Origin of the sequence: Streptomyces sp. NPDC085481 (assembly GCF_044541845.1) — a bacterium.
Taxonomy (GTDB): domain Bacteria; phylum Actinomycetota; class Actinomycetes; order Streptomycetales; family Streptomycetaceae; genus Streptomyces.
On sequence record NZ_JBITTJ010000015.1, the window covers coordinates 91,927 to 116,521 of the forward strand.

The following is a 24,595-nucleotide window of genomic DNA, read 5'->3' on the forward strand; positions in this document are numbered from 1 at the left end:
ACCGCGCCACTCGCCGCAACTCGCCAGGAAGGCCATCCATGGACCCCGTGCTCACCCCGGACGTGCTCGCGAAGCTGCGCCGAACCCGCCCCTACCCCGCCCTCTCCCTCCTGATGCCGACCCACCGGCGCGAGCCGGACAACACCCAGGACCCCGTACGCCTCCGCAACCTCGTGGCCGAGGCGGAGGAGGCGCTCGACGCCGACCCGGCCGTGTCCCGGGAGCGGCGGGCGGACGTCCTCGACCAGCTGCGCCAGGCCGTGGGCGAGGTCGACCTCGCCCACGCGGAGGACGGCCTGGTGGTCTTCGCGGCCCAGGGCGAGCACCACGTGTGGTCGGTGTCCCGGACCGTCCCGGAACGCGTCGTCCTGGCGGACACCTTCCTCACCCGTAACCTCGTCGCCGCGCAGGCCGCAGCGCAGCCGTACTGGGCGCTCGCGCTCGCCTCCGACCGCGTCTCGCTCTGGAACGGCAGTCCCGCGAGCGCCGACGAGCACACCGGGGACGGCTTCCCCCTCACGCGCACCCTCGCGGACCCTGACGCGGACCGCAAGGAACGCATCGGGGACCTCCCCAGCACCTTCCAGGACGAGGCCACCCGCCAGTTCCTGCGCGAGGCGCACGACAAGCTGCGTGCCGTCCTCGCCTCCGAGCCCCGGCCGCTCTACGTGATCGGCGCGCCCGCCGCCCTTTCCCTCCTGGAGAGCCTCGGCCCGCTGGCCCCGGGCACGCTGACGATCCAGCACGGCGGGCTCGCCGACGGGCCGTCCGCCGCCGTACGGGAGGCGGTCGAGCCGGTACGTGCCAAGCGCGAGGCCGCTTCGACGGCCACCGTCGTCGCCGAGCTGAACACCGCGCGGGGCAGGCGGGAGTTCGCGGGCGGCATCGACGAGGTGTGGCAGGCGGTGAAGGAGGGGCGGATGCGGCTGCTCGCCCTCGAGGAGCACTACCGGACGGTCGTACGGGACGAGGGCGGCCACCTGGAGCCGGCGGACCGGTCGGATGACGGCGCACGCGACGACATGGTCGACGAGATCGTCGAGCAGGCCCTCGAAAGAGGCGCCGAGGTCCGGTTCGTCCCCGACGGCACGCTGAGCGATCAAGGGCGCATCGCGGGAGCCCTGCGCTACTGACCCCCACCCGGCCGTGGCCGGCAGGACCGGGCGGACGGCGGCGGGACCGCGGCCGCCCTCGACCGGATTCGGCCTTCGACCCATCAAGGAGACGGAGCCGTGAACCCCACACCGCAGCGAGCCGACCGCCGGGTCCGCGCACGGGCCGCGAGCGCCGCCGCCGCGGTCGTCCTCATCGGCCTCGGCGCGGCGGCCCTCGTCTCGTGCGGCGACGACGGCGACACGAGCAGCCCCTCGTGATCAGCCGGCAGCCGGCCGGGCCCGTACTGACGGCGAGCCTCGCCAAGGCGCAGCGGTACTGACACCCAGCTCCGAAGGAGAATCCGCATGTCCGAACTCATCGTCATCGGCTACGAGGACCGTGCGATCGCCGACAAGGCGTTCGCGGCGGTGCTGAAACTGAAGGACGAACACGTCGTCGAGCTGAACGGACTCGCCGTCGTCTCGGTGGACGAGGACGGCAAGACCCACGTGGACACGCCCGCCAGGACCGAGGAGATCGCCCTGTCGGCCACTGCCGGCGCCCTGTGGGGCATGGTCTTCGGCATGCTCATCCTCACTCCGGCCATCGGCGTGGTGGGTGCCGCACTCGGAGGCGTCATCGGCAAGCTCAACCAGATGGGCGTCGACAACAAGTTCCGGGGGAAGGTGCAGGAGTTGCTCAAGCCCGGCTCGTCGGCGGTCGTGATCATGGCGTCGAAGATCACCGAGGACAGGTTCGCCGCCACGATGGGGCCGTTCGGCGGAACCGTGCTCAAGACCTCGCTCCCGGAGGACAGCGAGCGCGAACTCGCGGAGCAGCTGGCCGGTCCCGAAGCAGCCGGATGACCCGTGCGGAGGCCGCCGGCCCCTTGGGGAATCGGCGGCCTCCGCACGCGTCTGCCCGCCCCCTCCCCTCGGGGACCGGTGTCTCGGGGGCGCTGACCGCCCGGGCGGTGGCGGGCATCGGGGACTACGACCGCTTCGTCCTGTCGAGTGGCTCCCCCACTCGCACCGGCCGACGCAGGAGGTAGGCGCCGGCGGAGGCGACCAGCAGCAGCATGCAGGCGATGAACACGAGCCCCGCACCCTCCAGGCCGAGCGGATCGGCCAGCAGGCCGACGCCGATCACCGGGATCGAGATTCCCGTGTACGCGACCACGAAGAGAGCCGAGATCACCGCCGCGCGCCGGTCCGCCGGGGCGGCCGAGGCGACGGCGGACAGCGCCGCCCGGAAGGCGAGGCCCTGGCCGGTGCCGCCGACGGCGGCGGACAGGACGACGAGCGCCAGGAGGTCCGCGTACAGCGCCCCCGCGAGGAGGAGCAGGCCGGTGAAGAGCACGGCGCAGCCCAGTGGCAGTGACCGTGCCACGCCGACGCGGCCGACGGCCAGTTGTCCGGCGGTGGAGGCGAAGAAGGCCAGCGCGACGATCAGGCCGCTCACGGCGTGGTTGTCCACGTGCAGATAGCGGGCGAGGAAGGCGGGGCTGACCGAGGTGAACACCCCGAACAGCGCGAACCCCACGAAGGAGGCGATCGCCGCCGGGACGAACACGGCCCTCACCCCTTCGGGCAGGGCGGGCCGCTGCGGCCGTACGGTGGACAGGGGCTGCCGCCGCGCCACCGTCTCCGGAAGCCGCAGCAGGACGACGAACGAGACGGCCACCAGGGCGAGGTGCACCGCGAACGGCAGCAGCAGGGGCTCGGGGGCGTACTCCGCGAGCAGGCCGGCGAGCAGGGGGCCGCAGCCGAGCCCGCCCATGTTGGCGGCCGTCGCGACCAGCGTGGCCCGGGACGAGCCGCCGGGCGGGGCCAGCTCCATGACGTACGCGGTGGCGGCCCCCGTGAAGAGGCCGGCCGACAGTCCCGACAGCAGCCGGCCGGCGTACAGCCAGCCGAGGCCACTGGCGCAGAGGAAGCAGACGGCGCTCGCCGCGGCGAAACCGAGGCCCCACAGCAGCGCCGGCCGTCGGCCGACCGTGTCCGAGGCGTTGCCCGCCAGCAGCAGCACTCCGATGACCCCGAAGGCGTACACGGCGTACACGACGGTCACGGTCAGCTCGGAGAACCCGAACTTCTCCTGGTAGAGGGGGTAGAGCGGCGTGGGCAGCGTGGTGCCGGCCATGCACACGACGAACACGGCCCCGGCGAGCAGACACCGGAGCCAGCCTTGGCGATCGTCCTCCATGCCGCCGACCGTATCCCCGGAGGACGCCCGCGCTGCGGCGGCACGGCCCGCCGTGTCGATCGGACCAGTCCGCCGCCCACCCCTTGCCGGCTACGGCAGGGTGCCGCCGGCGTTCCGGATGATCTGCTGGAGCACCTTCAGGGTGATGACGTAGTCGGCGTCGTCGATGCCCCGCTGGAGGTGCTCGCGGATCTCCGGGGCGTGGCGCCTGAGGTCCGCCCTGGCCTCGTCCCCCGACTCGGTGATCCACAGCCTTCCGTCGCCGTCACGGCTGATCCAGTCACGCTCCAGCAGCTCCTCGGCCGCGACTTCGAGCTCGTCCTCGGGCCTGAGGTAGCTGCTCATGGCCTGCTGGAGTTCGGGGATCGTCATCCCGTGACCGTCGGGTGAGAGGTCGTTCTTCGAGAGGTTGCGCAGCAGCCAGAACTGAGGCTGGGTGAAACCGAGTTCGGCCAGCCGGACCCGGGTGAAGCCGATGGCGGCCTCGTAGGCGAGTCCGGTCCAGTAGGCGGCCGGCTGCGCGGCGAGCTCGGCGTCGGAGAGGTGATGGGTCGTCATGTGGAGTACCCCCGGTGGGTGAAGGACCGACATGAGGACCGTAAAACCTGAAGTGGAGTTGAGGTCAAGCCGGATCGTGGTGGGAACACACTCCACGCCGACCCGGTGCGTGGAGCGAGCAGGCGGAAGGCGCCACCGGCTCGGCCCCGCGAGCAGGCCGAGCCGGCGGCGCCTTCGTCCGGCGTCGGGAGTAACCGGGCTCCCTAGGGCTGTGCGGTCAGGCGGAAGCTCTGGGGCGCCGTGTTGTCGCAGGGTCTCTGGGTGAGCTGGACGCCGGTCGTCGGGGTGCCGGTGGTGCTGAGGCACTTCCCGCTGTGGCGGGCCGTGAAGTGGTAGCGGCCGGAGGGCTCCTTGACCGGGCGCCACTGCTGGTTGGCTCCGCGGGCGTAGGACCACAGTTGCAGCCCCGCGCCGTCGGCGGTCGACACGTCCTTCACGTCGATGACCTGCCCCGGGCTGTTGCGTACGCCGATGCGGGTGTAGTCGCTGTCCGTCGGGGTGAAACGGAACTGCTGGGCCACGGTGCCGTTGCAGGTGTACTGCTGGACGGCGGTGCCGTTGGCCGTGGCCGCCGCTCGGGCGTCCACGCACAGGGCGTTGGCCTCGGAGGTCAGGGTGTACCAGGAGTCGTCGGGGGTGGGCGGTGGGGTGGGGGTGCCCGCGCCTCCCAGCCACCTCAGCGCGTCCGTCAGGAGGCGGTTCTGGGTGGGGCCGGCGAACGTGGAGGACAGGCGGGTGTTGGTGGTGTAGTTCATGGCGTTGTGGCCGAAGTTGGCGTACAGCATCCGGTACTGCGTGTTCGTCCACACGACGGGGTAGTCGCCGCTGTACCAGGTCTGGTCCGGGTCGGTGCCCAGTGGGAAGCCGGCCGGGTCGACCGACGCCAGGACCTTGATGGAGGGGTTGGCCCGCAGGTTGTTGGACCAGCTGTACCACTCGCTGACGGCGGAGGTCCACGTGGCGGGCAGGCCCGCCGCGGCCGGGTGGGTGGGGTTCTCCGTACGCAGCAGGGCGGTGGTCGGGCCCCAGGTGTTGGAGCGGAAGTTCCCGCTGCCGAGGAACTGGTTGTAGTACCAGTTCCAGCCGGAGGCGTTGGTGGTGAACGCCGAGACGTGGAAGCCGAGCCAGGCGCCGCCACCCCGCATGTAGCGTTCGAACCCGGCGCGCTGGGCCGCGGTCTGCGGCGCGTCGTCGAGGAAGAGGACGACGTCGTAGGCGTCGACGCCCCCGTTGGCCAGCAGGTTCCAGTCGGTGGTCGCCGTGTACGCGAAGTTCTCGGCGGCCGCCGTGCGCGGGAACCAGTCGTTGGCCTCCTTGACGAAGTCGATGTGGGCCGCGTCCCAGGTGCCGTTGTAGAAGGCGAGGACGGTGAAGTCAGGTGCCGCCGCCGGGGTCGCCGCCTGGGCCGGGGCGACCGAGGGGCCGAGGACCAGCATCACGAGGGCCAGGAGTCTGATCGCGAGACGCTTCATGGGTAGCTCACCAGGTTGGCGACGTTGGTGGAGGAGTCGGACGGGCCGCCGCGGTCGTTGATCACGTGCCGGATGGTGCCGGTGCCGCCGAGGGACACGGTGACCATGCTGCGGAAGCGGACGTCTGGGCGGTTGGGTGCCTCGATGGCGTGCTCGGCGGTGACTCCGGGGTTGACGTTGAAGTAGCAGTAGCTGCCGAGGCCGTAGGCCTGATGGCTGGTGACGCCGTCGGCGACCTTGTACGCGGCGTAGCCCTGGGTGCCGCCGTTCATCCAGGCGGCCTGGTTGGGCGGGTCGTACGGCATCTCGTTCTGGTAGAAGTACGTGCGGCCGCGGTTGCCGTTCCAGAGGGTCTGGTGCTTCTGGTAGTGCTCCACGAACAGGCCGTACATGGTCACGTCGTCGCCGTTGACGACGAGTCCGGTGTCGGCGGTGTTGGTGTTCCAGCCGACGCCGCTGCCGTGGTCCGCCCGCCAGATCCACATGTGGTCGCCGATGACGTGGTCGCTGTTGACGACCAGGCTGGTGGTGGCCTTCCCGACGGCGGCGCCGCCGACGCGGAAGTACACGTCGTGCAGCGAGGTCGGGTTCGCCGCGTGGGAGGCGGCCGATCCGGCGGGGCCGATCTCCAGCAGGGTCGGCGAGTTGACCGTTCCGGCGTCGAAGAGGACGCCCGCGATCTTCACTCCGTCGACGTCGGCGACCGTCATGGCGGTGATGCCGTTGTCGGGGACGAAGGTCGCGAGGCCCAGGCCGAGGATCACGGTGTCCGGGCGGGTGACCCGAAGGGTCTGGCTCAGGTGGTAGACGCCGGGGGTGACCAGGAGGTCCTTGCCGGCCGCCAGCGCGGCGTTGATCTCGGCTGCGGTCGCGCCGGGCTTGACGACGTGGAAGCGGTCCATGCCGAGCGCCGTCCCGGCCGGGGTGCCGCCGGCGCTCCAGGTGGTACCCGTGGAGTCGCTGCGCGCGGCGGGTACGAACACCTGGTAGGCGCCGCTCGCGTCGACCGTGAGGAAGGGCTTCTCGCGTACGACGGGGCTGCGGTCCACGGTGGTGTACGGCGGGTTGGGGAACGTCTGGCCGGGCACGCCCTGGCTGCCGACGAAGACCATGTTCCAGTTCGAGCCGGTCCAGCTGCCGAGCTGGGAGTTACGGGTCAGCCACTGCTGCTGCGTGCCCGAGCGGACCTGGCCATCGATCTTGGTGTCGGCCATGAAGCCGCCGCTCGACCAGCCGCCGTCGCTGAGCTCCAGGTTCCCGCGCACGTGCATCCGGCGGTAGGCGGAGGCCTGCGAGACGGCCCAGCGGTCGGTGCCGCCGGTCGGGTTGACCGAGAGGTTCTCGGCGCCCCGCCAGAAGTTCTGCGTGGCGTTCTGCGGCGGGAACCAGTCGGCCTCCACGTGCACGGCGCCGTTGATCGTCACCGCGTCGGGCGACTGGCCGAGGCCCAGGACCTGGGTGTAGAAGCCGACGTTGACGTCGTTGGCGTACGTGCCCGGCTTGAACAGGACGGCGTATCGCTCCTGCCCGAACTGGTTGGTCTCCTGGCGCTGGAAGATCGTGTTCAGCCGGCCCTGGATCGTCGAGGAGGACATCGACGGGTCGAGGACGACGACGTTCGGCCCGAGGTCGACGTCACCGGGCGCGGTGCTGACCGGCGTCACCTGGAAGCGCTGGGCGGCCGTCCCGTTGCAGGTGTACTGGACGAGCTGCACGGCGTCGGCGGCGGACGCCGAGGGGACGTCGAGGCACTTGCCGCTGTTGCGGTTGACGAAGCGGTACGCCCCCGCCCCGTCCTCGACGGCCTGCCACTGCTGGTTGAGGCCGCCGCCGTAGGTCCATAGGTGGACGGCGGCGTTGTCGGCGGTGGAGACGTCGCTGACGTCGACGACCTGGGCGGAGTCGTTGCGGTTGCCGATCCGTGCGTAGCCGTCCGAGGTCGGCGTGACGCTCCACTGCTGCGCGGTCGTGCCGTTGCAGGAGTACTGCTGTACGGCGGTGCCGTTGGCGGTCTGGGCGGCTCGGGCGTCGAGGCACTTGCCGCTGCCGCTGTTGACGACCGTGACCCAGCCGGTGGGGAGCGCGGCCGCGGCCAGGGCGGTGGACTCGGCCGATGCCGGGGCGGGCGAGAGGGCGACCAGGGCGGAACAGACCGCTGCGCCGGCGGCGAGGACGGCTCCGAGGCGGCGGCGGTGCGATGCGCCGCGCCGGTGGGGTGTGCTCCGCCGGCGTGCCGGCGCGAGCTCGGGTATGGGCATGGGGCTCCTTGAGGGGGATGGGAGGGCGTGCCGTGTGCGCGGTCGTCAGCCGGTGTACGCCGCGAGGATCCTGGTGAAGTCCCACGGCTGCTGGGCGACGCCCGAGCAGGTGTCGGCGCCGCCGCCGGTGCACGGACGGTCGCGGTTGACGGACCAGAAGGTCAGGCGGGCGAGGTGGCGCTGCTGCGCGTAGGCGAGGATGGTGCGGAAGTCGTCCTGGGTGATGGTCTCGCCGACGTCGGTGACGCCGTTCATCGAGGAGATGCCGGTGTGGCGGTAGGCCTGGTCGTCGCTGTAGCCGTACGCGTTCTTCACCGCGGTCTTGAGGCCCTCGGCGGCCCGGGTGGTCAGGGTGCCCATGTTCTGGCCGTTGCCGCCGAAGTCGAAGGGCATGATCGTCCAGCTGTCGACCGTGAGGCCGGCCGCGGCGGCACGGTTGATGAGGCCGGTGTCGGGTCCGTTCTGGCCGGTGCCGAAGGTGACGTACACCTTGATGCCCGGGTTGCCGGCCTTGACGGTCTTGAGCGCGTCCACCGTGCGCTGCTGGACGGTCGGGCTGTCGTAGGCGGCGGCCTCGATGTCGATGTCGATGGCCTTGAGGCCGTACGCGTTGATCACCTTCTGGTACGCGGCGGCGAGTTCGCCCGCGCTGGAGCAGGAGCTCTCCAGCTTGTTGCCGCTCCACCCGCCGAAGGACGGGATGACGTCGCCGCCGGCCGCCCGGACGGTGTTGACGGTCTGCTGGTCGACGCCTCCGACGAGCGGGCGTCCGCCGTCCCACTGCGGGTTGCAGTAGCCGTTGCTGAGGACGAACGCGAGCGTGAACCACGTGACCCCGGTGGCGTTCATGACGGTCGTCGGGCTCGGCGGGCTGCCCCAGCCGTTGTAGAGGTAGGGAGCGACGGCCATGTTCCCGCCGGGTGCGGGATCCGTTCCGCCGGGCGAGGGCGCCGTCCACTTCTGGTTCGCGCCGCCGGTGCACGTCCAGATCTGCAGCCGGGTGCCGTTTGCGGAGCTGTTGCCCGTGGCGTCCAGGCACTTGTCCGCCTGGGGGTTGACGATGTCGCGGGCCGCGGTCACGGTCCAGCGCTGCGCGGCACTGCCGTTGCAGTCCCACAGCTGCACGGTCGTGCCGTTCGCCGTCCCGGCGGAGGTGACGTCCAGACACTTGCCGAGTGCCTTGATGGTGCCGTCGGCGCCCACGTCCCAGTTCTGGGCTGCGGTGCCGTTGCAGTCGTAAAGCTGCACGGGGGTGCCGTTCGCCGGGTTGGCTCCGGCGACGTCGACGCACTTTCCGCCGATTCCGGTGATCCGGCCGACGGCGGCTTCGGCGGGCGCGCCGGAGGCGAAGGTGATGCCGCCGGCGGCGAGGGCAAGGACGGCCGCGGCCAGCGGCAGACGTGTGCGCTTCATGTGGGGGGTCCTCTCAACGCGGCGGGCCATTCACGGACATGAACGCAATCCCGCTTTCTGAGCGGCGAAATTAAAGGTCTGAACCAGTCGCGTCAAGACTTCGCGTATTCAGATCCTGAACGCACATGACGCACCCAACTGCCCGCACCCCTACTGAACTTGGCTTATGCAGCGAGCTGACGTGAAGTCTTGACGGCATGCGCCCACCGTTGTTGACTCTCGCCCACCACGTCGGAACCGGTTCCGACAGCGATGTCAGATCCGCTGGGGAGGACTCTCGATGCGTGTCACGATCTCCGATGTCGCACGTGCGGCGGGGGTCAGCAAGACCACGGTGTCCCGGGTCCTCAACACCAGGGCCGAGGTCGACGCGGCCACGGCCGCCCGCGTTCGTGAAGTGATCGACGTCCTCGGTTACGTCCCCAGCTCCGGCGCCGTGGGCCTGGCACGCGGCAGCAGCCAGACCATCGGGATGCTCACGCCCTCCCTCACCTGGCCCTGGATGGGCGAGGTCCTCCAGGGCGTCGCCGACACCGTCGAGGCCGCCGGCTACGGCATGCTGCTGTTCACCTGCAACCGCGGCGCCGACTCGGTCGCCCACTTCGCCACCCAGGTCTCCGCGCGCGCCTTCGACGGGCTGCTCGTGATCCTGCCCGAGGGCACCCTCGACACCGTCACCGCCCTGCACCGCCGCGGCATGCCCGTCGTCCTCGTCGACGACCACGGGCACCGCCCCGCCTTTCCCTCGGTGGCCACCACCAACCACGCCGGCGGCGCCTCGGCCGCCGCCCGCCTGCTGGCCACCGGCCGGTCCCGTCCGCTCGTGATCACGGGACCGGCCCGCTTCGGCTGCGTACGCGAGCGGCTCGACGGCTTCACCGACGCCCTGCCCACCGGACTCGTCGTCGCCGGCGAGTTCACCGAGGACACGGGGCGCGACGCCGTCGTCCGGGCCCTCGCGGAGGGCCGGGAGTTCGACTCCGTATTCGCGCACAACGACCTCATCGCGGCCGGCGCGCTGCGCGCCCTCAGGGCGGCCGGACGGAGCGTCCCGGACGACGTCGCGCTCGTCGGTTTCGACGACCTGCCGATGGCCCGGCACACCGAACCGCCACTGACCACCGTCCGCCAGCCGATGCGGGCGATGGGCGAGGCCGCCGCCCGGATGCTGCTCGCCGGGCTCGGCGGCGGGCCGATGCCGGACGAGCCCCTCGTGCTGCCCACCGAGCTGGTCGTACGGCGCTCCGCATAGCCCCCCCTCACCTCACCTCCCCTCCTCGCCCCCTCCCTTCGCGTCCCCCCTCGCCCCTCCCTTCACCTCCCTGAGTACGGCGGTGCGCGCCGCCTGCCCACGATCGGTACGACCTGTCTCCCCTCCCCTGTCCAAGGAGCCCCGCATGCCACGCAAGCGATACCGAAGGACGACCGGTGCGGCGGTGGTCGCGACGACCGCCCTGCTCGCCGGTCTGCTGACCGGCGCCCTGCCGAGCGCCTCCGCAGCGGAGGAGCCCGCGCCCCGGGCCGTCGACCGGTTCGAGGGCGAGGTGCCCTTCGCCTCGCCGCCTGCCGAGGGCCTGTTCACCTGGGGCAGCGACGCCGACGACCATCCGCGCCTGGAACTGACCGAGCGCGCCGACGCCCCCGAGGGGGACAAGGTCCTCGAAGGACGCTTCGACATCAGCGGCTGGGGCGGCTTCACCCACGACTTCGCCTTCGACCGGCCCGCACAGGACTGGACCGCCTACAAGGGCGTTCGCTTCTGGTGGTTCGGCCGGAACACCGCGCCGCTGCCGCCCGGTTCGGGCAAGCGGATCAACTTCGAGATCAAGGACGGCGGGGCGAACGGAGAGGCGTCCGAGCTGTGGACGACCTCCTTCACGGACGACTGGGAGGGCTGGCACCTCGTCGAGATCCCCTTCTCCGACTTCCGCTACCGGACCGACTACCAGCCCGTCGGCGGCATCGACCAGGTCCTCGGGCTCAACGCGATGTGGGGCTACGCCCTCACGCTGCCGACCGGCGCACCGGGGGCGTTCGCCCTCGACGGCGTGGAGCTCTACGGCAAGGCCGAGCCCGCCCTGAACACCCGTGTCCTCACCCGGTCCGTCGTCCATCCCGTCGACGAGGGCGGCACCGCCCGCATCGAGCTGTCGGTGACCACCACCGGTTCCGTGCCGCTCGCCGAACCCGTCACCGTGACGTACGCGACGGACGACAGCCGCGGTGGCGGCGCCGAGCCCGGCAAGGACTACACCCCGGTCACCGGGAGTGTCGTGTTCCCGGCCGGCACGCCCTCCGGCGCTACCCGCTCGGTCACCGTGCCCAGCCTGAGGGACGGCGCCGCCGAGACCGCCGAGACGATCCCGCTCACCCTCACCGTCGACGGCGCCAAGGCCCCGGCCGAGACCCCGCTCGTCGTCGTGAACGCGCACGGCCTGCCGTACCTGGACAAGCGCCTGCCGGTACGCAAGCGGGTCGCCGACCTGCTCGGGCGGATGTCGCCGGCGGAGAAGGCCGGCCAGATGACCCAGGCCGAGCGCAACGCGCTGCGCTCGCCCGGCGACATCGCCGGCTACGGGCTCGGCTCCCTGCTCTCCGGCGGCGGCTCCGTGCCGACCCCCAACACCCCCGAGGCCTGGGCCAGGATGGTCGACGGGTACCAGTTGCGCACCCGGGCGACCCGCCTGCAGATCCCGTTGATCTACGGGGTGGACGCGGTGCACGGCCACAACAACGTCGTCGGCGCGACGATCATGCCGCACAACATCGGCATCGGCGCGGGCCGCGACCCGGGGCTGGCCGCCAGGACCGGCGCCGTCACGGCGAAGGAGGTACGGGCCACGGGCGTCCCCTGGGACTTCGCGCCCTGCCTGTGCGTGACCCGCGACGAGCGCTGGGGGCGCTCCTACGAGGCCTTCGGCGAGGACCCGGCCCTCGTCACCGCCATGGAGACCGTGATCAACGGGATGCAGGGCGCTCGGGACGGCAGGGACCTCGACCGCAACGACAAGGTGCTGACCACCGCCAAGCACTTCGTCGGCGACGGCGGCACCGAGTTCGGCTCGTCGGCCACCGGCTCGTACACGATCGACCAGGGCGTCACCCGCGTCACCCGGCAGGAGCTGGAGGCGGTCCACCTCGCGCCGTTCGCGGAGGCGGTCCGGCGCGGCACCGGCACGGTCATGCCCTCGTACTCCTCGCTCGACGTCCTCGGCGACGGCGTGGGCCCGGTCAAGATGCACGCGAACGCCGAGATGATCAACGGGGTGCTCAAGGACCGCATGGGCTTCGAGGGCTTCGTCATCAGCGACTGGCAGGCCATCGACCAGATCCCCGGCGACTACCCGAGCGACGTGCGCACGTCCGTCAACGCCGGTCTCGACATGATCATGGTCCCGACGAACTACCAGGAGTTCACCCGCACCCTCGCCGCCGAGGTCGGGGCGGGCCGGATCACCGCCGCCCGTGTCGACGACGCCGTCGCGCGCATCCTGACCCAGAAGTTCCGCCTTGGTCTGTTCGACAAGCCGTACGCGGACACCGCGAACCTGCCGTCCGTGGGCTCGCCCGAGCACCGCGCCGTGGCCCGCGAGGCCGCCGCCAAGTCGCAGGTGCTGCTGAAGAACGAGGGCGCGGTGCTGCCCCTGAAGCCTTCGCAGAAGGTGTACGTGGCCGGGTCGAACGCCGACGACCTCGGCAACCAGACCGGCGGCTGGACCATCAGCTGGCAGGGCTCCTCCGGCCGCACGACGACCGGCACCACGATCCTCGAGGGCATGCGCAAGGCGGCTCCCGCGGCCGGCATCGCGTACTCGAAGGACGCCTCCGCGTCGACGGACGGATACGACGTCGGCGTCGTCGTGGTCGGCGAGACCCCGTACGCGGAGGGGGTCGGCGACGTCGGCAACGGCAACGACCTGGAACTGACCGCCGCGGACAAGGCGGCGGTGGACAAGGTCTGCGGTGCGATGCCGTGCGCGGTCCTGACCGTGTCCGGACGGCCGCAGCTCATCGGCGACCGGCTGCCCGCCATCGACGCGCTCGTCGCGTCCTGGCTGCCCGGCACGGAGGGCGACGGCGTCGCCGACGTCCTCTACGGCAAGCGGCCGTTCACCGGCCGACTGCCCGTCACCTGGCCGAGGTCCGAGGCACAGCTGCCCGTCAACGTGGGCGACCGGAGCTACGACCCGCAGTTCCCGTACGGCTGGGGGCTGACGACCCTCGCCAAGGCGCCGGCCGGCGGCGAACCCGTCCTGCGGGCCCTCGGCGTCGCGGCCAAGGTGCTCCAGTCCGCCGGTCGGGGTGACTCCCCCGAGAGCCGGAGGCTCGTCGAAAGGGCTCGTCTGATCGTGCAGGAGAGGATCGGTCAGGACGTCACCGAGGCCACGGCCAGGCCGTTCGCCGAGGCCGACCATCTGCTGCTCACGGGCGACCCGGCGGGCGCGGTGCGAAAGCTGACGGAGGCGTACCGGGCAGCGCACTGACGCGGGGAAGCACGCACGGACCGCGCCTGGAGGCCGCCGTCCCCGGCCTCCAGGCGCCGCTTCCCTGGTCCCTGCCCTACGACTTCGGCGCGCGCTGCTGGAGGGCGGTGCGGCCGGCCACGGCAGTGACGAGAGCGAAGAAGAACAGCGGAATCGCGAGCGCGCTGAAGAGGGCGCTGTGCCACAGCACCAGGGTCAGGGCCGAGTGGACGACGAGAAGAGCGACGGCGAACGCCATCCCGACGACCGGCCGGCAGCCGCGCGACACCAGCAGAAGGGGCCGGCGCAGATGGGGCGGGACCCGCCGGGTGAGCCACATTGCCCAGCCTCCCCATGTGCCCAGGAGCACGGCCGCGCACACCAGGTAGGTGACGAGGGCGTCGGTGCCGTCAGCGCCGGCACGCAGGTGGGCGGAGCCGGACGTCACCGCGACGATGCCGGCCAGCGCCACCCAGCGGGCCGCCGCGACCGTGCCCCAGGCCATGGTCTCCAGGTTGTAGCGGGCCTGACGGTCGTTCAGGTCGAGGGCGGCGGACTGCACGAAGCCCTCGGCGGCCTTGGTCCACGAGCCGGGCCGGAGCCAGGTGCGGCGCAGATGGAGCAGCGAGAGGTTGTTGTGGGCCTCGCTGCTGTCCGGGTTGAGGCGCAGCGCCGTCTCGTAGGCCTGCCGGGCGACGCGGTGGTTGCCGGTCCGGTGGGCGGTGAGGCCGACGAGGAAGTGCGCGTCGCTCTCCTCGGGGGCGAGGGCGACGGCCGTGCGGGCGGCCTCGTACGCGGCCCGCTTGCGTTCGACGCGGACGGAGCGGTCGAGGACGATGCCGAGCGTGTAGTGGCTCCCCCAGTACTGGGGGTCTATCTCGACGGCGCGCCGGGCGGAGCCCTCGGCCTGCTCGTACTCCTTCAGGGCGAGCAGGACGTGGGTGTGCAGCAGCCAGGCGCTCACCGACTCGGGTTCGACGCGCAGGGCCTGTTCGACGGCGGCGAGCGCCTGCTGTTCGTCGCCGAGGCGGTGCCGGCAGCGGGCGAGCAGCACGAGTGCGGTGGCGTCGTCGGGGTCGCGGCCGAGGTGCTCGGCGGCGAGCGCGGCGGCCTGTTCGTAGCGCCCCAGATCGAAGAGGGCGTCGGCCTGTTGCAGGGTTCGGCTCATCAGATTTTGTCCCGGTCGTGGGTGATGCTGAGCAGGTTCGGTACGAGGGCCAGCCAGAACAGGACCTGGGGGACGGTGCGCTCGCTCCATGGAACGGTCACGAGCAGCAGCGCGCACAGGGTGGCCCAGGTGGCCTGGCCGAGCACGACCCTGGGCCAGAAGGAGCGTTCGCGAGGGCCGCGGAGGAGGGCGAACACCGTGAGCCGGGCCCCGGTCCGCATCCGTCGGTACCGGCGCCAGGCGCCGAAGCCCCACACCACGGCCATCAGGGTGAGCGCCCACAGCCGGGTGCCGGGATGGACCGGCAGCTCCTTCGCCTCGCCCCCGGTGGGGAAGACGTCGAGCGTGACGGCGGCCATGACCAGACAGAGCAGGGCCGGCCAGCGGGTGCCGCGCAGCATCCGGTAGACGGCCTGGTCGAGGTCCTTGCGGAGCGCGTCGGAGTGCGGTGCGGCCGCGAGCCCGCCCGCGTACAGGTCGGCGGCCCGGGCGGCGGAGGTGCCGGCCTTGGCGGCCTCGCGCTCGGTGGACACGGTGACGGCGAGCGTGTGCGTGGGGTCGATGCGGAGGATCTGCCGGATGGCCTCCTCGGCCGGTCCGGTCCGCTCGTGGAAGGTGGCGACCTTGTGCAGGGTCGCCCACGTGCTGGTCTCCTCCGCTCCCTCCCGCACCGCGACCTCGGCGTGCTCGAGCGCCTCCTCCGGGCGGTCCGGGGCCAGCTCCAACAGCAGCTCGGCGAGCTGCCGTCGCGGGCCCCAGGCGTACGGATCGATACGGATCGCCAAGCGCTGCGCCGCCTCCGCCTCCTCCAGCCGGCCCAGGTAGCGCAGGGCGTAGCCGCGGACGAAGTGGGCGTCGAGGAAGCCCGGTTCGAGCCGCAGCGACTCCATCGCGGCGGCGAAGGCCTCGGAGTACCGGCCCAGGGTCAGCTGGCACTGGCCGAGCAGGCTCCACGCCTGGTGGTCGTCGGGGTCCTCGGCGAGGCGGCGGCCGACCGCCTCGCGCGCCTCCTCCGGACGCATCATCTCGTAGAGCGCCCGGGCCCGTTGGACCTGTGGGTGGGTCGTCACAGCTTGCGCTTCTTCTTCAGGTAGGCGACCAGGTCGTCGTACGTCCCGCCGTCGTTGGCGAACATGGCGACGTTCCGGGCAGAGGCGAACCAGGACTCGCTGGACGGCTTGATCTGCTTGGCCGCGTTCAGGAGGTCCTTGGTGCCGATCATGCGGACGGTGCCGGTACGGGCGGAGTCCAGGAGCGCGTACTCGGCCGCGGTCTCGCAGACATGGGCGAGATCGGCGCCGGAGAAGTCCTCGGTGACCTTGACGATCCGGCCCAGATCCACGGATTCGATGGGGCGCTCGCGCAGGTGGTAGCGGAGGATCGCCTCCCGGGCCGGGGCGTCGGGCGGCAGCACGAGCAGCGTGCGGTCCAGGCGGCCGGGGCGGCGCAGGGCGAGGTCAACGTCCCAGGGGACGTTGGTCGCGGCCAGCACGAAGACGCCTTCGTTCCGGCTCGCGTTGATGCCGTCGAGCTCGGTGAGGAGCTGGTTGACGACGTTGCGCAGACCGCTGTGGTGCGAACGCGAGCGCTTGGCGCCAAGCGCGTCCAGCTCGTCGAGGAAGACCACGCAGGGCGCCTGGCGGCGGGCGGCCTCGAAGATGTGGTGGACGTTTCTCTCCGACGTGCCGATGTACATGTCGAGGATGTCGGAGAGCGAGACCGACATGAAGCCGGCGCCGAGCTCGCCGGCGACGGCCCGCGCGATGAACGTCTTGCCGCAGCCGGGCGGGCCGTAGAGGAGCAGGCCGCCCCGGAGCGACTTGCCGTACAGCTTGCGCAGTTCGGGGTTGCGCATCGGGGCGAGGAAGGCGGCTTCCAGCCGGTCCTTGACCTCCTGCATGCCGCCGACGTCGGCGAGGCGGATGTCGCCGGGGGCGTCGATGTCCCAGGCGGCCGCGTCGCCCGGGTCGCCGCTGCCGTCCGCGGTCAGGGGGGCCTCGGTGCGGTCGCTCGCGTCGGTGGCGAAGCGGGGGCCGACGACGTCGGCGACTTCCTGCTCGGCGGCGTCCCAGTCGAAGCCGGGCGGTCGGGTGCCGTCCGTGGCGGGCGCGGGGGCGGCGGCCGGGGCGGCCGGGGGTGTGGTGCCCGGGGACGGGGTTGCGGCGGGCGCGGGCGGGCCGGCGGTGGGCAGTTGCATGGCACGGACCATCAGGTCCCGTACGGCTTCGTCGCCCGGCGCGTGCTGCAGCGCGACCGCGGCTTGCGCGACGGCCTCGTCGTGCCTCCCCTCCGCGAGCAGCAGTTCGGCGAAGTGCAGCCGCAGGGGCACGTCTTCGGGAGCCGCGGAGACAGCGGCCCGCAGGCTACGGATGAGAGGAGACTCGTCGGACATGGGGCCAGCCTAGAAAGCAGTCGGCGGCCCTTGTTCACCGGGGGCGGTCAAGATCAGCGGGGGCGGTGAGCGCGCCGGTCCGGCGGCTTCCCCGGGGGCGGGGAGCCGGTCCGGAGGCCTCCGGCTACCACCAGTACGCGGGATACCTCGGTGCCCCACGGCGTACGCGCGAGGCGGCGCAGCCCGTGAGGACCAGCAGGATCGTGGACCCGAGCAGCAGGGGAACGAAGCGGAGCGGCTGGGGCGCCTGGAGGACGATCACGACGGCGGTGGCGCAGCCCGCGGCGTGCGGAGTACGGGCGACCGTGGTCAGCGCCATGGTCAGTCCCGCGGCGAGGGCGGCGACCCACGCGCCGCCGCCCGCCACGGTCAGCGCCGCGTAACCGGCGACCGCCCCGAGCAGGTGGCCCACCACGACGCTGCGGGGCTGGGCGAGCGGGAGCGTGGGGGCGTTGTGCACGAGGGCGGCGCTCGCCGCCAGCGGCGGTATCAGTACCGGTTCGTGGAGGACGGCGCCTATGCCGACGAGCCCGAGCAGGACGGCGGTCGCGGCGCTGATGCCGTGCAGTGCCGCGCCGGGCGCGGGCCGCGCCGGGGCCCGGCCGGTGACACGTGGCCGGCGTGTTCCGTCGGGGGCGGCGGGGGCGGTCAGGGGGCGCGGAGGGGCGGCGTTGCTCATGGTGCTGTGTTTCCGGGGCTGGGGCGAGCGGGGTGGGGTGTCGTACGGGGCTCTGTGGTCGACAGCCTGCCCGCGCGTGCGCCGCACCTTGGTGCGGCGGCGCAACCGTCCACCACTCTAACCAGCGGGTCTCTCCCACGAGGGGGCGGGGTCGGCAGGCGCGGGGCCCGCCGGGTTTCACTCATCGTGCACGCGAGGTCCTGGCCGGCCTCGGCAAGCCCCGTACGGTCGCCGCCTCCGCCCTCGCCGAAGAGCCCCTGACCGGCCGGCACCCGTCGGCAAGCCCGGCCGTAGCCGGCCGGCCGCCGTTCTGCTCGCGGGCGCTGGTTTGCCGCTCCTGCTCAGCGTCCCCGTCGGGCTGGTGGCCCTCATCGCCGGACCCGGACCAGAGGCCTGCACGCTGTACGGCTCTGGTCCTGGTCCGCCGGACAGGCTCTAGGACGGGCCCTGGGCCGTACGCCCCGTGGCGGAGCCGAAGCCCAGCCAGGTGTGGCGGTTGCCCCACCAGCACCAGCCGACCTTCGGTGCGTTGCGCCGGTCGCGGCCGTCGCGGCCCGTGCCGTTGCTGATCCAGATGGCCGGGGTGCGGGCGTCCATGGCGCCGTTCGCCTTGCGCAGCCGGGAGCCGATGGTCATGAAGCAGCGGTTGCGCTCCAGGACCGCCGGCTGCTGGAGCACCCAGTGGATGCCCTCGGTGAGCAGCAGCGGAGTGCGCTCCCGCTCGGTGAGGGCCGGCAGGGCCTCCTCCGGGCTCCAGTTGGCCATGTCGTCGCCGCGGTCGAGGCCCGTCACGAGGTAGAGCGGGGCGTCGGCCAACTCGACCGTCTCGGGGGCGAACTGGTCGACGTCGGGCATGTCGACGACGACGAAGCCGGGCTTGCCGTCACGGCGGAGCAGCGGCGCGAGCGCGGACGCCGGGGCGCGGTCCGGGTGGACGGCCAGCAGGGCGTCGACGCGGTCGCCACCGGAGTCTTCGGCGAAGGCGCGCAGCTCATCGGCGGGTATCCCGGCGAGTGCGTGCACACCGAGCTCGATCAGGTGCTCCGCTTGGGCGGCCAGCGGGGGAAGGGGGCTTTCGGGGGTGGTGACGGCGGGAGACGATTCGGGCAAGGCACTCCTCGGGGCGCGGGCTCGACGGGGCTCGGGACGATCAACGACTCGGCAGCCGGGAATGTTCCCGGCTGCCGTCGGGCCGAGCGGAATTCGATTGCTGCCCGCCGGAGCGGTCTCCTAAGGTCTCGGCAACCGACGGCGTGTAGCTCAGCGAGTCAGAGCGCCGGGCTTGGCACCCGGAGGGCGCAGGGGCGGAACCTGCCACGTCGGCTTATGAACGAGATCGCTGATCAGCAGCTCCCGACGACCGTCGACCCGGCTTACGCCGCTGCGCAGTTGGCCCTGGCCGTCCGCACCTCCCTGACGCACTCCGACACCGCCACGCGTGAGCGTGCGCAGGGCCGGATGCTCCAGTGGCGGAAGGTACTGGCCGGTATCGCGGACGGTCGGCTCACCATCGGCTCGCGCACACCTGTCGCCGGGCTGCCGGGGTGGGTCACGCCCGAGGTCGTACGGGGCGGGTTCGCCACGGGTACGCCCGCGGCGGGCGGTCCCCTCGTCGCGTACGAGGAGGAGGCGGCGCGGCACGCCGGTGTCCCCGCCACCCGCGAGGCGCTGTTCGCGCACGCGCTGACCGAGGACGGCCTCGGCCGGCTGTGGGACCTGCTGGACAGCGGGTGTTACGAGGCCGCCCTGCCCGAGGAGACCGCGCTGCTGACCGTCGCCTGGCTGGTCCGGGCCGGTGACATCGAGGCCGCGGCACCACTGGTGGCCGAGCTCCAGCCGTACGCGGACCGACTGCGCTTCCTGCCCCGCCCGTCGGACCGTCCGGCCGTCGCCCCGACCGCGGTGCACCGCCGCACGGTCGGCGAGGTGACCGCCGAGCTGGCGGCCCGGCAGCCGAAGACGGCGATCGAGGCGCAGCGGGAGGCGCTGACGGTCTGGCGGCCGTTCGAGGACGAGCTGCTGGCGTACTGGCTGCGTCACGGTGCGGACGGAGCCGTGGGGGCGGGCGGTGCTTCGGACCGGGAAGGCCGGGACCGGACCACCGCGGCTGCGGACCGCGGCGACGGTGTCCCGGAACGGGCGCGCCGGGCCCACGCCGCCGCGGACCGTGCCGAAGCCGCCGCGCTCCTCCAGCGCTACGAGGCGCTCTCCGCCGCCCACCCCCTGTGCGGCAAGCACCGGAACCCCAAGTCGAACGCCGGCATCCTGCGGCGCGCCCTGGCCGAGGTGGCCGGCGGGCGGCCGGTGCCGCCCCGCCTCGCCGGGTTGCTGCGGCACGCGGTGGCGTCGATGGTCGCCAAGCGCGGGCTGCCCGGTTCCCCCGAGCACAGCCGGCTGCGGCGCGAGCAGGCGCGGCAGGCCGCGCTGCCCTCGCACCACCGGATCGCCGCGCTCGTGGTGCGCCGGCTCGCGGTCCTGGACGAGCGCAGCGGTACGCCCGACGTCGAGACGCCGGTCGTGCCCGTGACCGCCGCGGAGGCCGACGCGACCGGACTGCCGGTCGGCACCGTCGTCCCCGCGCGGCTGCGGCAGTCGGTGGGCTCCGCGCTGAGCGCCCCGCTGGAGACCCTGGTCGAGCGGGGAGTCGTACCGTCGGCGGAGGTTCTGGCCACGCTCGTGCCGCAGTTGGTCGCCGCGGCGACGGCGCGGCGGTACGCCGACCCGTCGCTGCGCACTCTTGCGGCGGCCACGTACCGCGCTTTCCGCAATCGTCGATCCCTGCTGCTTCTGAACCTGGAGCACCAGGTCCGTGTGGACGAGCTTCCGTGGGTACGGGCGATCGCCGGGCACGGCACCGACGCGGGCGCGGCCGAACAGGCCCGGGGCGCGGCCGAGTCGGCGCTGCGGCAGCTCGGTGACCTGGCGGTCGGCGCGTTCCCCGGCACCCTGCTGCCGAACCCGCTGGTGCGCGAGCTGTCCCAGTTGGCGCGGCAGGCCGAACTCGCGGCACCGTTCGTGGAGGAGCTGGCCGCCGACATCTTCATGGGCGCGTTCACTCCGAAGTTCCTCGACTCGGCCCGCGCCGCCGCCGATCTGCTCGACGGAACGCTGTACGCCCGCTATTACGCGATCGACTGCACGGCGGTACGGAGCCTGGCCGTCGTCCAGGCCGCGGAGGGCCTCGCCCGCCGGCATGGATCCCCGCGTACGGGATCCCCCGAGCCCGCACGCGAGTTCGGCCGGATGTGTGCGGAGCGGGCCCGGGACGCGACGGCCGGGACGACCGGTTCCGGCCACGACGCGGAGTCCTGGTCGTACTCCCCGGCCGCGAACGGCACCGTGATCGAGCAGGCCCAGATCCTCACCACCCACAATCTCGCGGTCCTCGTCCACCGCGCCGGTGTCGCCCCTGCGGCCGGGTGGGAGGCGCTGGCGCGGGACTGCTTCGCGACCGTGTGCCGACTTGTGACGCGACTCGAAGGGCATCCGCGACCGCTCGGCACGGTCAAGGACGCGGCGTACGCGTGGCGGCAGATGCTGTTCCACCTGTCGCTGTGCGCCCCCGACCGCCAGGCGGCCGTCATCGAGTGGGCGGCCGCCGAAGCCGCCGGCCGGCCGTGGCACGCCGCGGCCCGGCTGGGCCCGGCGGTGGCCGGGCTGCGACTGGTCGCTTCGGGTGGCGCGTTCGGCCCGGACGGGACCGCCCATGGCGGCCTGGCCCGGCGGTTCCTGGGGTGGAGCCGGGGCGGGGGCCACTGGATGGCGTGACCGGGCGGACGGATGGCCGGGCGGGGGCCGCTGGATGGTGACCGGACGGACGGATGGCCGGGCGGCCGCTCGCGGGCCCACCGAATGGACGAACCCGTTCCGGTGGATTGGCCGAACTGTGCATAGACCGGATAGATGCCTGAGGCATGTAGTGGTGACGGCACCACCGTGTAAGCCGCCGATTCGCTTTGCGAGGCCCCCATGACGGAAGCCGTGGCATTTCCCCAGGACCGCACCTGCCCCTACCACCCGCCGACCGCCTACGATCCGCTGCGCGAGGAGCGCCCGCTGTCGCGGGTGACCCTGTGGGACGGGCGGCCGGTGTGGTTCGTCACCGGACACACAGCCGCCCGGGCGCTGCTGTCCGACCAGCGCCTGTCCTCCGACTCCACCCACGACAACTTCCCGCTCCCCACCGAGCGGGCCGCGAAGCTGCGCCGGCGCCGTCGCGCCGCGCTGCTCGGCTGGGACGATCCCGAGCACAACGTCCAGCGGCGGATGCTGATCCCGAGCTTCACGCTCAAGCGCGCCGAGGGGCTGCGACCCCGTATCCAGGCCACCGTGGACCGGCTGCTCGACGCGATGGAGGAGCAGGGGCCGCCGGCCGAGCTGGTGAACGCGTTCGCGCTGCCGGTGCCGTCGATCGTGATCTGCGACCTGCTGGGGGTCCCGTACGCGGACCACGCCTTCTTCGAGGAGCAGTCCCGGCGGCTGCTGCGCGGCCCGACGAGCGAGGAGAGCGAGGCCGCGCGGACCGAGCTGGAGGGCTATCTGGGCGACCTGATCGACTCCAAGCGGGACAAGCCCGGAGAGGGTGTGCTCGACGACCTGGTGGCGCGGCAGCTCCAGGAGGGTCGGCCCGAGCGCAGGGAGCTGGTGGAGCTCGCCACGATCCTGCTGGTCGCCGGGCACGAGACCACGGCCAACATGATCTCGTTGGGTACGTACACCCTCCTGCGCCACCCCGAGCGCCTGGCCGAGCTCCGCGCCGATCCCGGGCTCGTTCCCACGGCCGTGGAGGAGCTGCTGCGGTTCCTGTCGATCGCGGACGGGCTGCTGCGGGTGGCACGCGAGGACGTGGAGGTCGAGGGGACGGTGATCCGCGCGGGCGAGGGGGTGGTGTTCTCCACCTCCGTCATCAACCGGGACACCACCGCCTACGCCGACCCCGACACCCTGGACTGGGGCCGCTCCGCCCGCCACCACGTGGCGTTCGGCTTCGGCATCCACCAGTGCCTCGGGCAGAACCTGGCCCGTGCCGAGATGGAGATCGCGCTCGGGACGCTGCTGCGGCGGCTGCCGGGGCTGCGGCTCGCCGTGCCCGCGGAGGAGATCCCGTTCAAGCCGGGCGACACCATCCAGGGGATGGTCGAACTCCCCGTCACCTGGTGAGAGGAGCAGCGCGGATGCGTATCACCATCGACTCGGGCGTCTGTATCGGCGCCGGGCAGTGCGCCCTGACCGTGCCGGACGTCTTCACTCAGGACGACGACGGGTTCGGCACGGTCGTCCCCGGCCACGAGGACGGAGCCGGCCGGCCGCTGGTCCACGAGGCCGCCCGGGCCTGCCCCGTGCAGGCGATCACCCTCGACCACGATCAGGAGGGGTGAGGACCGCCGCTGTCGCCCCGGCCGGGGCTTCCATGACCGCGCTCGTGTGTGCCGGTCACAGGCTCGCGAGGAGGTCGTCGAGCGGGGCCGGTACCTGTCCCGGGTCGAGGGCCTCCACCAGGAGGCGACCGTAGCGGATCTTGCGGCCCTTCTTCGTACCGAGGAAGCGCCGCAACTGCCGCTCCCGCGGCCGCCCGTCCTGTGCGGGCTGGCGCTGGAAGGTCTGCCAGGCGCGCTGGTCGCCCTCGGTCCGGACGATCTCCTCGACCTTCGCGGCGCCCAGCGCGCGGATGAGCTCGTCCTCCAGGTCCGCCACGCAGACGAAGAAGCCGTCGCGTGGCGCCCCGGCCCGCTCCAGGCCACGGACGTAGAAGGGTTGCTCGCGCTCGTCGCACAGTCCTGCCAGTCGCAGGGCGAGACCGGGCGGCCCGAGCAGTTCCGCGTAGCGGCCGACGCTCATCGCCCCGCCCATCGCCACGACGCTCACGCCCTCGCTCGCGAGGTCCCGGCCGCGCCGCGCCGCGAGCGCCTCGACGGCCTCGAGGTCGCTGCGCCCCTCCAGCAGCACCGCCGTGCGCAGCCCGAGTCGCACCGCCAGGTCGCTCGCCGGTTCTCCCGGGCCGCCGGCCGCCCAGCCACTGACCGCGTCCCGGAACGCCCCCATGTCCACCATGGAGCGAGTCTGCACGGTCACCGACCGGCACCGCACGGAATATTCGGAGGGGTGGCTCGGGGGCCGCTCCTCTTCCCGGCGGCTTCTTGGCGGCTTCTTGGCGGCTTCCCGGCGGCTTCCCGGCGGCTTCTCCGAGGTCAGGCCCTGCCGCGCCCCGGGCGGTTGCCACGACGCCTGTTGCCTCCGCCGCCGCGGCGGTGCGGAGACGGGACGGGGGCCTGGCCTCCGGCGGCGTCCGGGGACGAGAAGGCGACCGGGACCACGGGCGGAGGCGTCGCGGGCGCGGGGGACGCGGGGGCCGCCCCGACCGCGGCCGGCTGGGCGGTCAGCGTGTCGCGGGTGCCGGAACTCCCGGCGCCCGCGAGGACGGTGGCGTGGTTGATCAGCGGCGCGCAGGCCTGGCAGATCTCGGCGAGCGTCCAGACCTCGGCGATGGCCGGGTTGTGGATGAGGACGAGCAGCGTCCGGCCCGTGCAGGTGGCGCGCGCGGAGTGGTGGCGGCAGGCGCTCGCGCCGCACGCGCAGGCGGCGTTCGGGCGCGGGGTGGCCAGGCGGGCGTGGGCGCGCACGTGCTCGGCGGCGAAGGCCCGCAGCGCTCGGAGCTCCTTGGACCTGGCGGGCATACGGCAGCCCGGGGTGGTGCAGGTGACCGTCGCGGAGTGGTCGGGGTGGCCGGTGAGGCGGATCGTCCAGATTCTGCCTGGCAGACGTGATCCGGGAAGCATGCTCAACGCGCGTGTGTCCGTTCGAACGAGAGGGGTGTTGGTGATGGTTTTACCCCGAAGGCGTCGAGACTTCACCTCTGACCCCCGTTCCACGGCCGCGCATGACCGCGTCGGCC

Annotated in this window: 20 protein-coding genes and 1 tRNA gene; 9 read left to right on the top strand and 12 right to left on the bottom strand. The window is 72.7% G+C overall.

Going from position 1 to position 24,595, the window contains the following annotated elements; all coding sequences use genetic code 11:
* Window positions 1-38: 38 nt before the first annotated feature.
* The 3 genes from ACIGEZ_RS27865 to ACIGEZ_RS27875 all read left to right on the top strand — a co-directional run bounded on the left by ACIGEZ_RS27865 (window position 39) and on the right by ACIGEZ_RS27875 (window position 1,961).
* Entirely contained in the window at window positions 39-1,133 is a 1,095-nt protein-coding gene (locus ACIGEZ_RS27865) for a chemotaxis protein (protein WP_399836068.1), read from the top strand.
* A gap of 99 nt (window positions 1,134-1,232) precedes the next feature.
* Complete coding sequence (locus ACIGEZ_RS27870) at window positions 1,233-1,373, top strand: hypothetical protein (protein ID WP_399836071.1); 141 nt, start codon at window positions 1,233-1,235, stop codon at window positions 1,371-1,373.
* Between the two features lie 87 nt (window positions 1,374-1,460).
* The gene (locus ACIGEZ_RS27875) at window positions 1,461-1,961 is read left to right on the top strand and encodes a DUF1269 domain-containing protein (protein WP_399836073.1); all 501 of its coding nucleotides are present in this window, start codon (window positions 1,461-1,463) and stop codon (window positions 1,959-1,961) included.
* 124 nt (window positions 1,962-2,085) lie between these two features.
* Here ACIGEZ_RS27875 and ACIGEZ_RS27880 read toward each other — a convergent pair whose 3' ends face one another.
* From ACIGEZ_RS27880 to ACIGEZ_RS27900, 5 genes are all read right to left on the bottom strand, one after another.
* A complete protein-coding gene (locus ACIGEZ_RS27880) occupies window positions 2,086-3,300 on the bottom strand; it encodes an MFS transporter (RefSeq protein ID WP_399836076.1) in 1,215 nt (404 codons plus the stop codon).
* Window positions 3,301-3,390: 90 nt separating this feature from the next.
* Window positions 3,391-3,858, bottom strand: a complete 468-nt coding sequence (locus ACIGEZ_RS27885) for a MarR family transcriptional regulator (protein ID WP_399836078.1) — start codon at window positions 3,856-3,858, stop codon at window positions 3,391-3,393.
* Window positions 3,859-4,061: 203 nt separating this feature from the next.
* Window positions 4,062-5,330 (bottom strand): ThuA domain-containing protein, encoded by a 1,269-nt coding sequence (locus ACIGEZ_RS27890; RefSeq protein ID WP_399836081.1) that lies wholly within the window; start codon window positions 5,328-5,330, stop codon window positions 4,062-4,064.
* Complete coding sequence (locus ACIGEZ_RS27895; RefSeq protein WP_399836083.1) at window positions 5,327-7,588, bottom strand: RICIN domain-containing protein; 2,262 nt, start codon at window positions 7,586-7,588, stop codon at window positions 5,327-5,329. Before ACIGEZ_RS27895 ends, ACIGEZ_RS27890 begins: the two co-directional genes overlap by 4 nt.
* A 45-nt stretch (window positions 7,589-7,633) precedes the next feature.
* Window positions 7,634-9,001, bottom strand: a complete 1,368-nt coding sequence (locus ACIGEZ_RS27900; RefSeq protein WP_399836086.1) for a ricin-type beta-trefoil lectin domain protein — start codon at window positions 8,999-9,001, stop codon at window positions 7,634-7,636.
* Window positions 9,002-9,281: 280 nt separating this feature from the next.
* On the opposite strand from ACIGEZ_RS27900, the gene ACIGEZ_RS27905 reads away from it, so the two are divergent.
* Both ACIGEZ_RS27905 and ACIGEZ_RS27910 read left to right on the top strand, forming a co-directional pair.
* Window positions 9,282-10,253 (top strand): LacI family DNA-binding transcriptional regulator, encoded by a 972-nt coding sequence (locus tag ACIGEZ_RS27905; protein ID WP_399836089.1) that lies wholly within the window; start codon window positions 9,282-9,284, stop codon window positions 10,251-10,253.
* A gap of 145 nt (window positions 10,254-10,398) precedes the next feature.
* Window positions 10,399-13,485: a glycoside hydrolase family 3 protein gene (locus ACIGEZ_RS27910; protein ID WP_399836092.1), complete on the top strand. Its 3,087-nt coding sequence runs from the start codon at window positions 10,399-10,401 to the stop codon at window positions 13,483-13,485.
* A gap of 76 nt (window positions 13,486-13,561) precedes the next feature.
* On the opposite strand, the gene ACIGEZ_RS27915 is transcribed toward ACIGEZ_RS27910, so the two are convergent.
* From ACIGEZ_RS27915 to ACIGEZ_RS27935, 5 genes are all read right to left on the bottom strand, one after another.
* Window positions 13,562-14,632 (bottom strand): tetratricopeptide repeat protein, encoded by a 1,071-nt coding sequence (locus tag ACIGEZ_RS27915; protein WP_399836095.1) that lies wholly within the window; start codon window positions 14,630-14,632, stop codon window positions 13,562-13,564.
* Window positions 14,632-15,702 carry a tetratricopeptide repeat protein gene (locus ACIGEZ_RS27920; RefSeq protein WP_399836097.1) on the bottom strand — a complete coding sequence of 357 codons (1,071 nt, stop codon included), beginning with the start codon at window positions 15,700-15,702 and terminating at the stop codon, window positions 14,632-14,634. The genes ACIGEZ_RS27915 and ACIGEZ_RS27920 overlap by 1 nt, the downstream gene beginning before the upstream one ends.
* On the bottom strand, window positions 15,699-17,024 hold the full coding sequence (locus ACIGEZ_RS27925; RefSeq protein ID WP_399836100.1) for a tetratricopeptide repeat protein: 1,326 nt from the start codon (window positions 17,022-17,024) through the stop codon (window positions 15,699-15,701). Before ACIGEZ_RS27925 ends, ACIGEZ_RS27920 begins: the two co-directional genes overlap by 4 nt.
* Before the next feature lie 124 nt (window positions 17,025-17,148).
* Window positions 17,149-17,703: an HPP family protein gene (locus tag ACIGEZ_RS27930; protein ID WP_399836102.1), complete on the bottom strand. Its 555-nt coding sequence runs from the start codon at window positions 17,701-17,703 to the stop codon at window positions 17,149-17,151.
* Window positions 17,704-18,138: 435 nt separating this feature from the next.
* Window positions 18,139-18,813, bottom strand: coding sequence for a DUF5701 family protein (locus ACIGEZ_RS27935; protein ID WP_399836104.1), 675 nt, complete (start codon window positions 18,811-18,813; stop codon window positions 18,139-18,141).
* Between the two features lie 139 nt (window positions 18,814-18,952).
* Here ACIGEZ_RS27935 and ACIGEZ_RS27940 point away from each other — a divergent pair.
* The 4 genes from ACIGEZ_RS27940 to ACIGEZ_RS27955 all read left to right on the top strand — a co-directional run bounded on the left by ACIGEZ_RS27940 (window position 18,953) and on the right by ACIGEZ_RS27955 (window position 23,081).
* A tRNA-Pro gene (locus ACIGEZ_RS27940) sits at window positions 18,953-19,026 on the top strand.
* Window positions 19,027-19,029: 3 nt separating this feature from the next.
* Complete coding sequence (locus tag ACIGEZ_RS27945; RefSeq protein ID WP_399836106.1) at window positions 19,030-21,471, top strand: hypothetical protein; 2,442 nt, start codon at window positions 19,030-19,032, stop codon at window positions 21,469-21,471.
* A 201-nt stretch (window positions 21,472-21,672) separates the two neighbouring features.
* Window positions 21,673-22,863 (top strand): cytochrome P450, encoded by a 1,191-nt coding sequence (locus tag ACIGEZ_RS27950; protein WP_399836108.1) that lies wholly within the window; start codon window positions 21,673-21,675, stop codon window positions 22,861-22,863.
* A gap of 14 nt (window positions 22,864-22,877) precedes the next feature.
* Complete coding sequence (locus tag ACIGEZ_RS27955) at window positions 22,878-23,081, top strand: ferredoxin (protein ID WP_399836110.1); 204 nt, start codon at window positions 22,878-22,880, stop codon at window positions 23,079-23,081.
* Window positions 23,082-23,136: 55 nt separating this feature from the next.
* Here ACIGEZ_RS27955 and ACIGEZ_RS27960 read toward each other — a convergent pair whose 3' ends face one another.
* Together ACIGEZ_RS27960 and ACIGEZ_RS27965 are read right to left on the bottom strand one after the other, a co-directional pair.
* Window positions 23,137-23,754, bottom strand: a complete 618-nt coding sequence (locus ACIGEZ_RS27960; protein WP_399836388.1) for a TOPRIM nucleotidyl transferase/hydrolase domain-containing protein — start codon at window positions 23,752-23,754, stop codon at window positions 23,137-23,139.
* 137 nt (window positions 23,755-23,891) lie between these two features.
* On the bottom strand, window positions 23,892-24,479 hold the full coding sequence (locus ACIGEZ_RS27965; protein WP_399836391.1) for a hypothetical protein: 588 nt from the start codon (window positions 24,477-24,479) through the stop codon (window positions 23,892-23,894).
* Window positions 24,480-24,595: the final 116 nt, after the last annotated feature.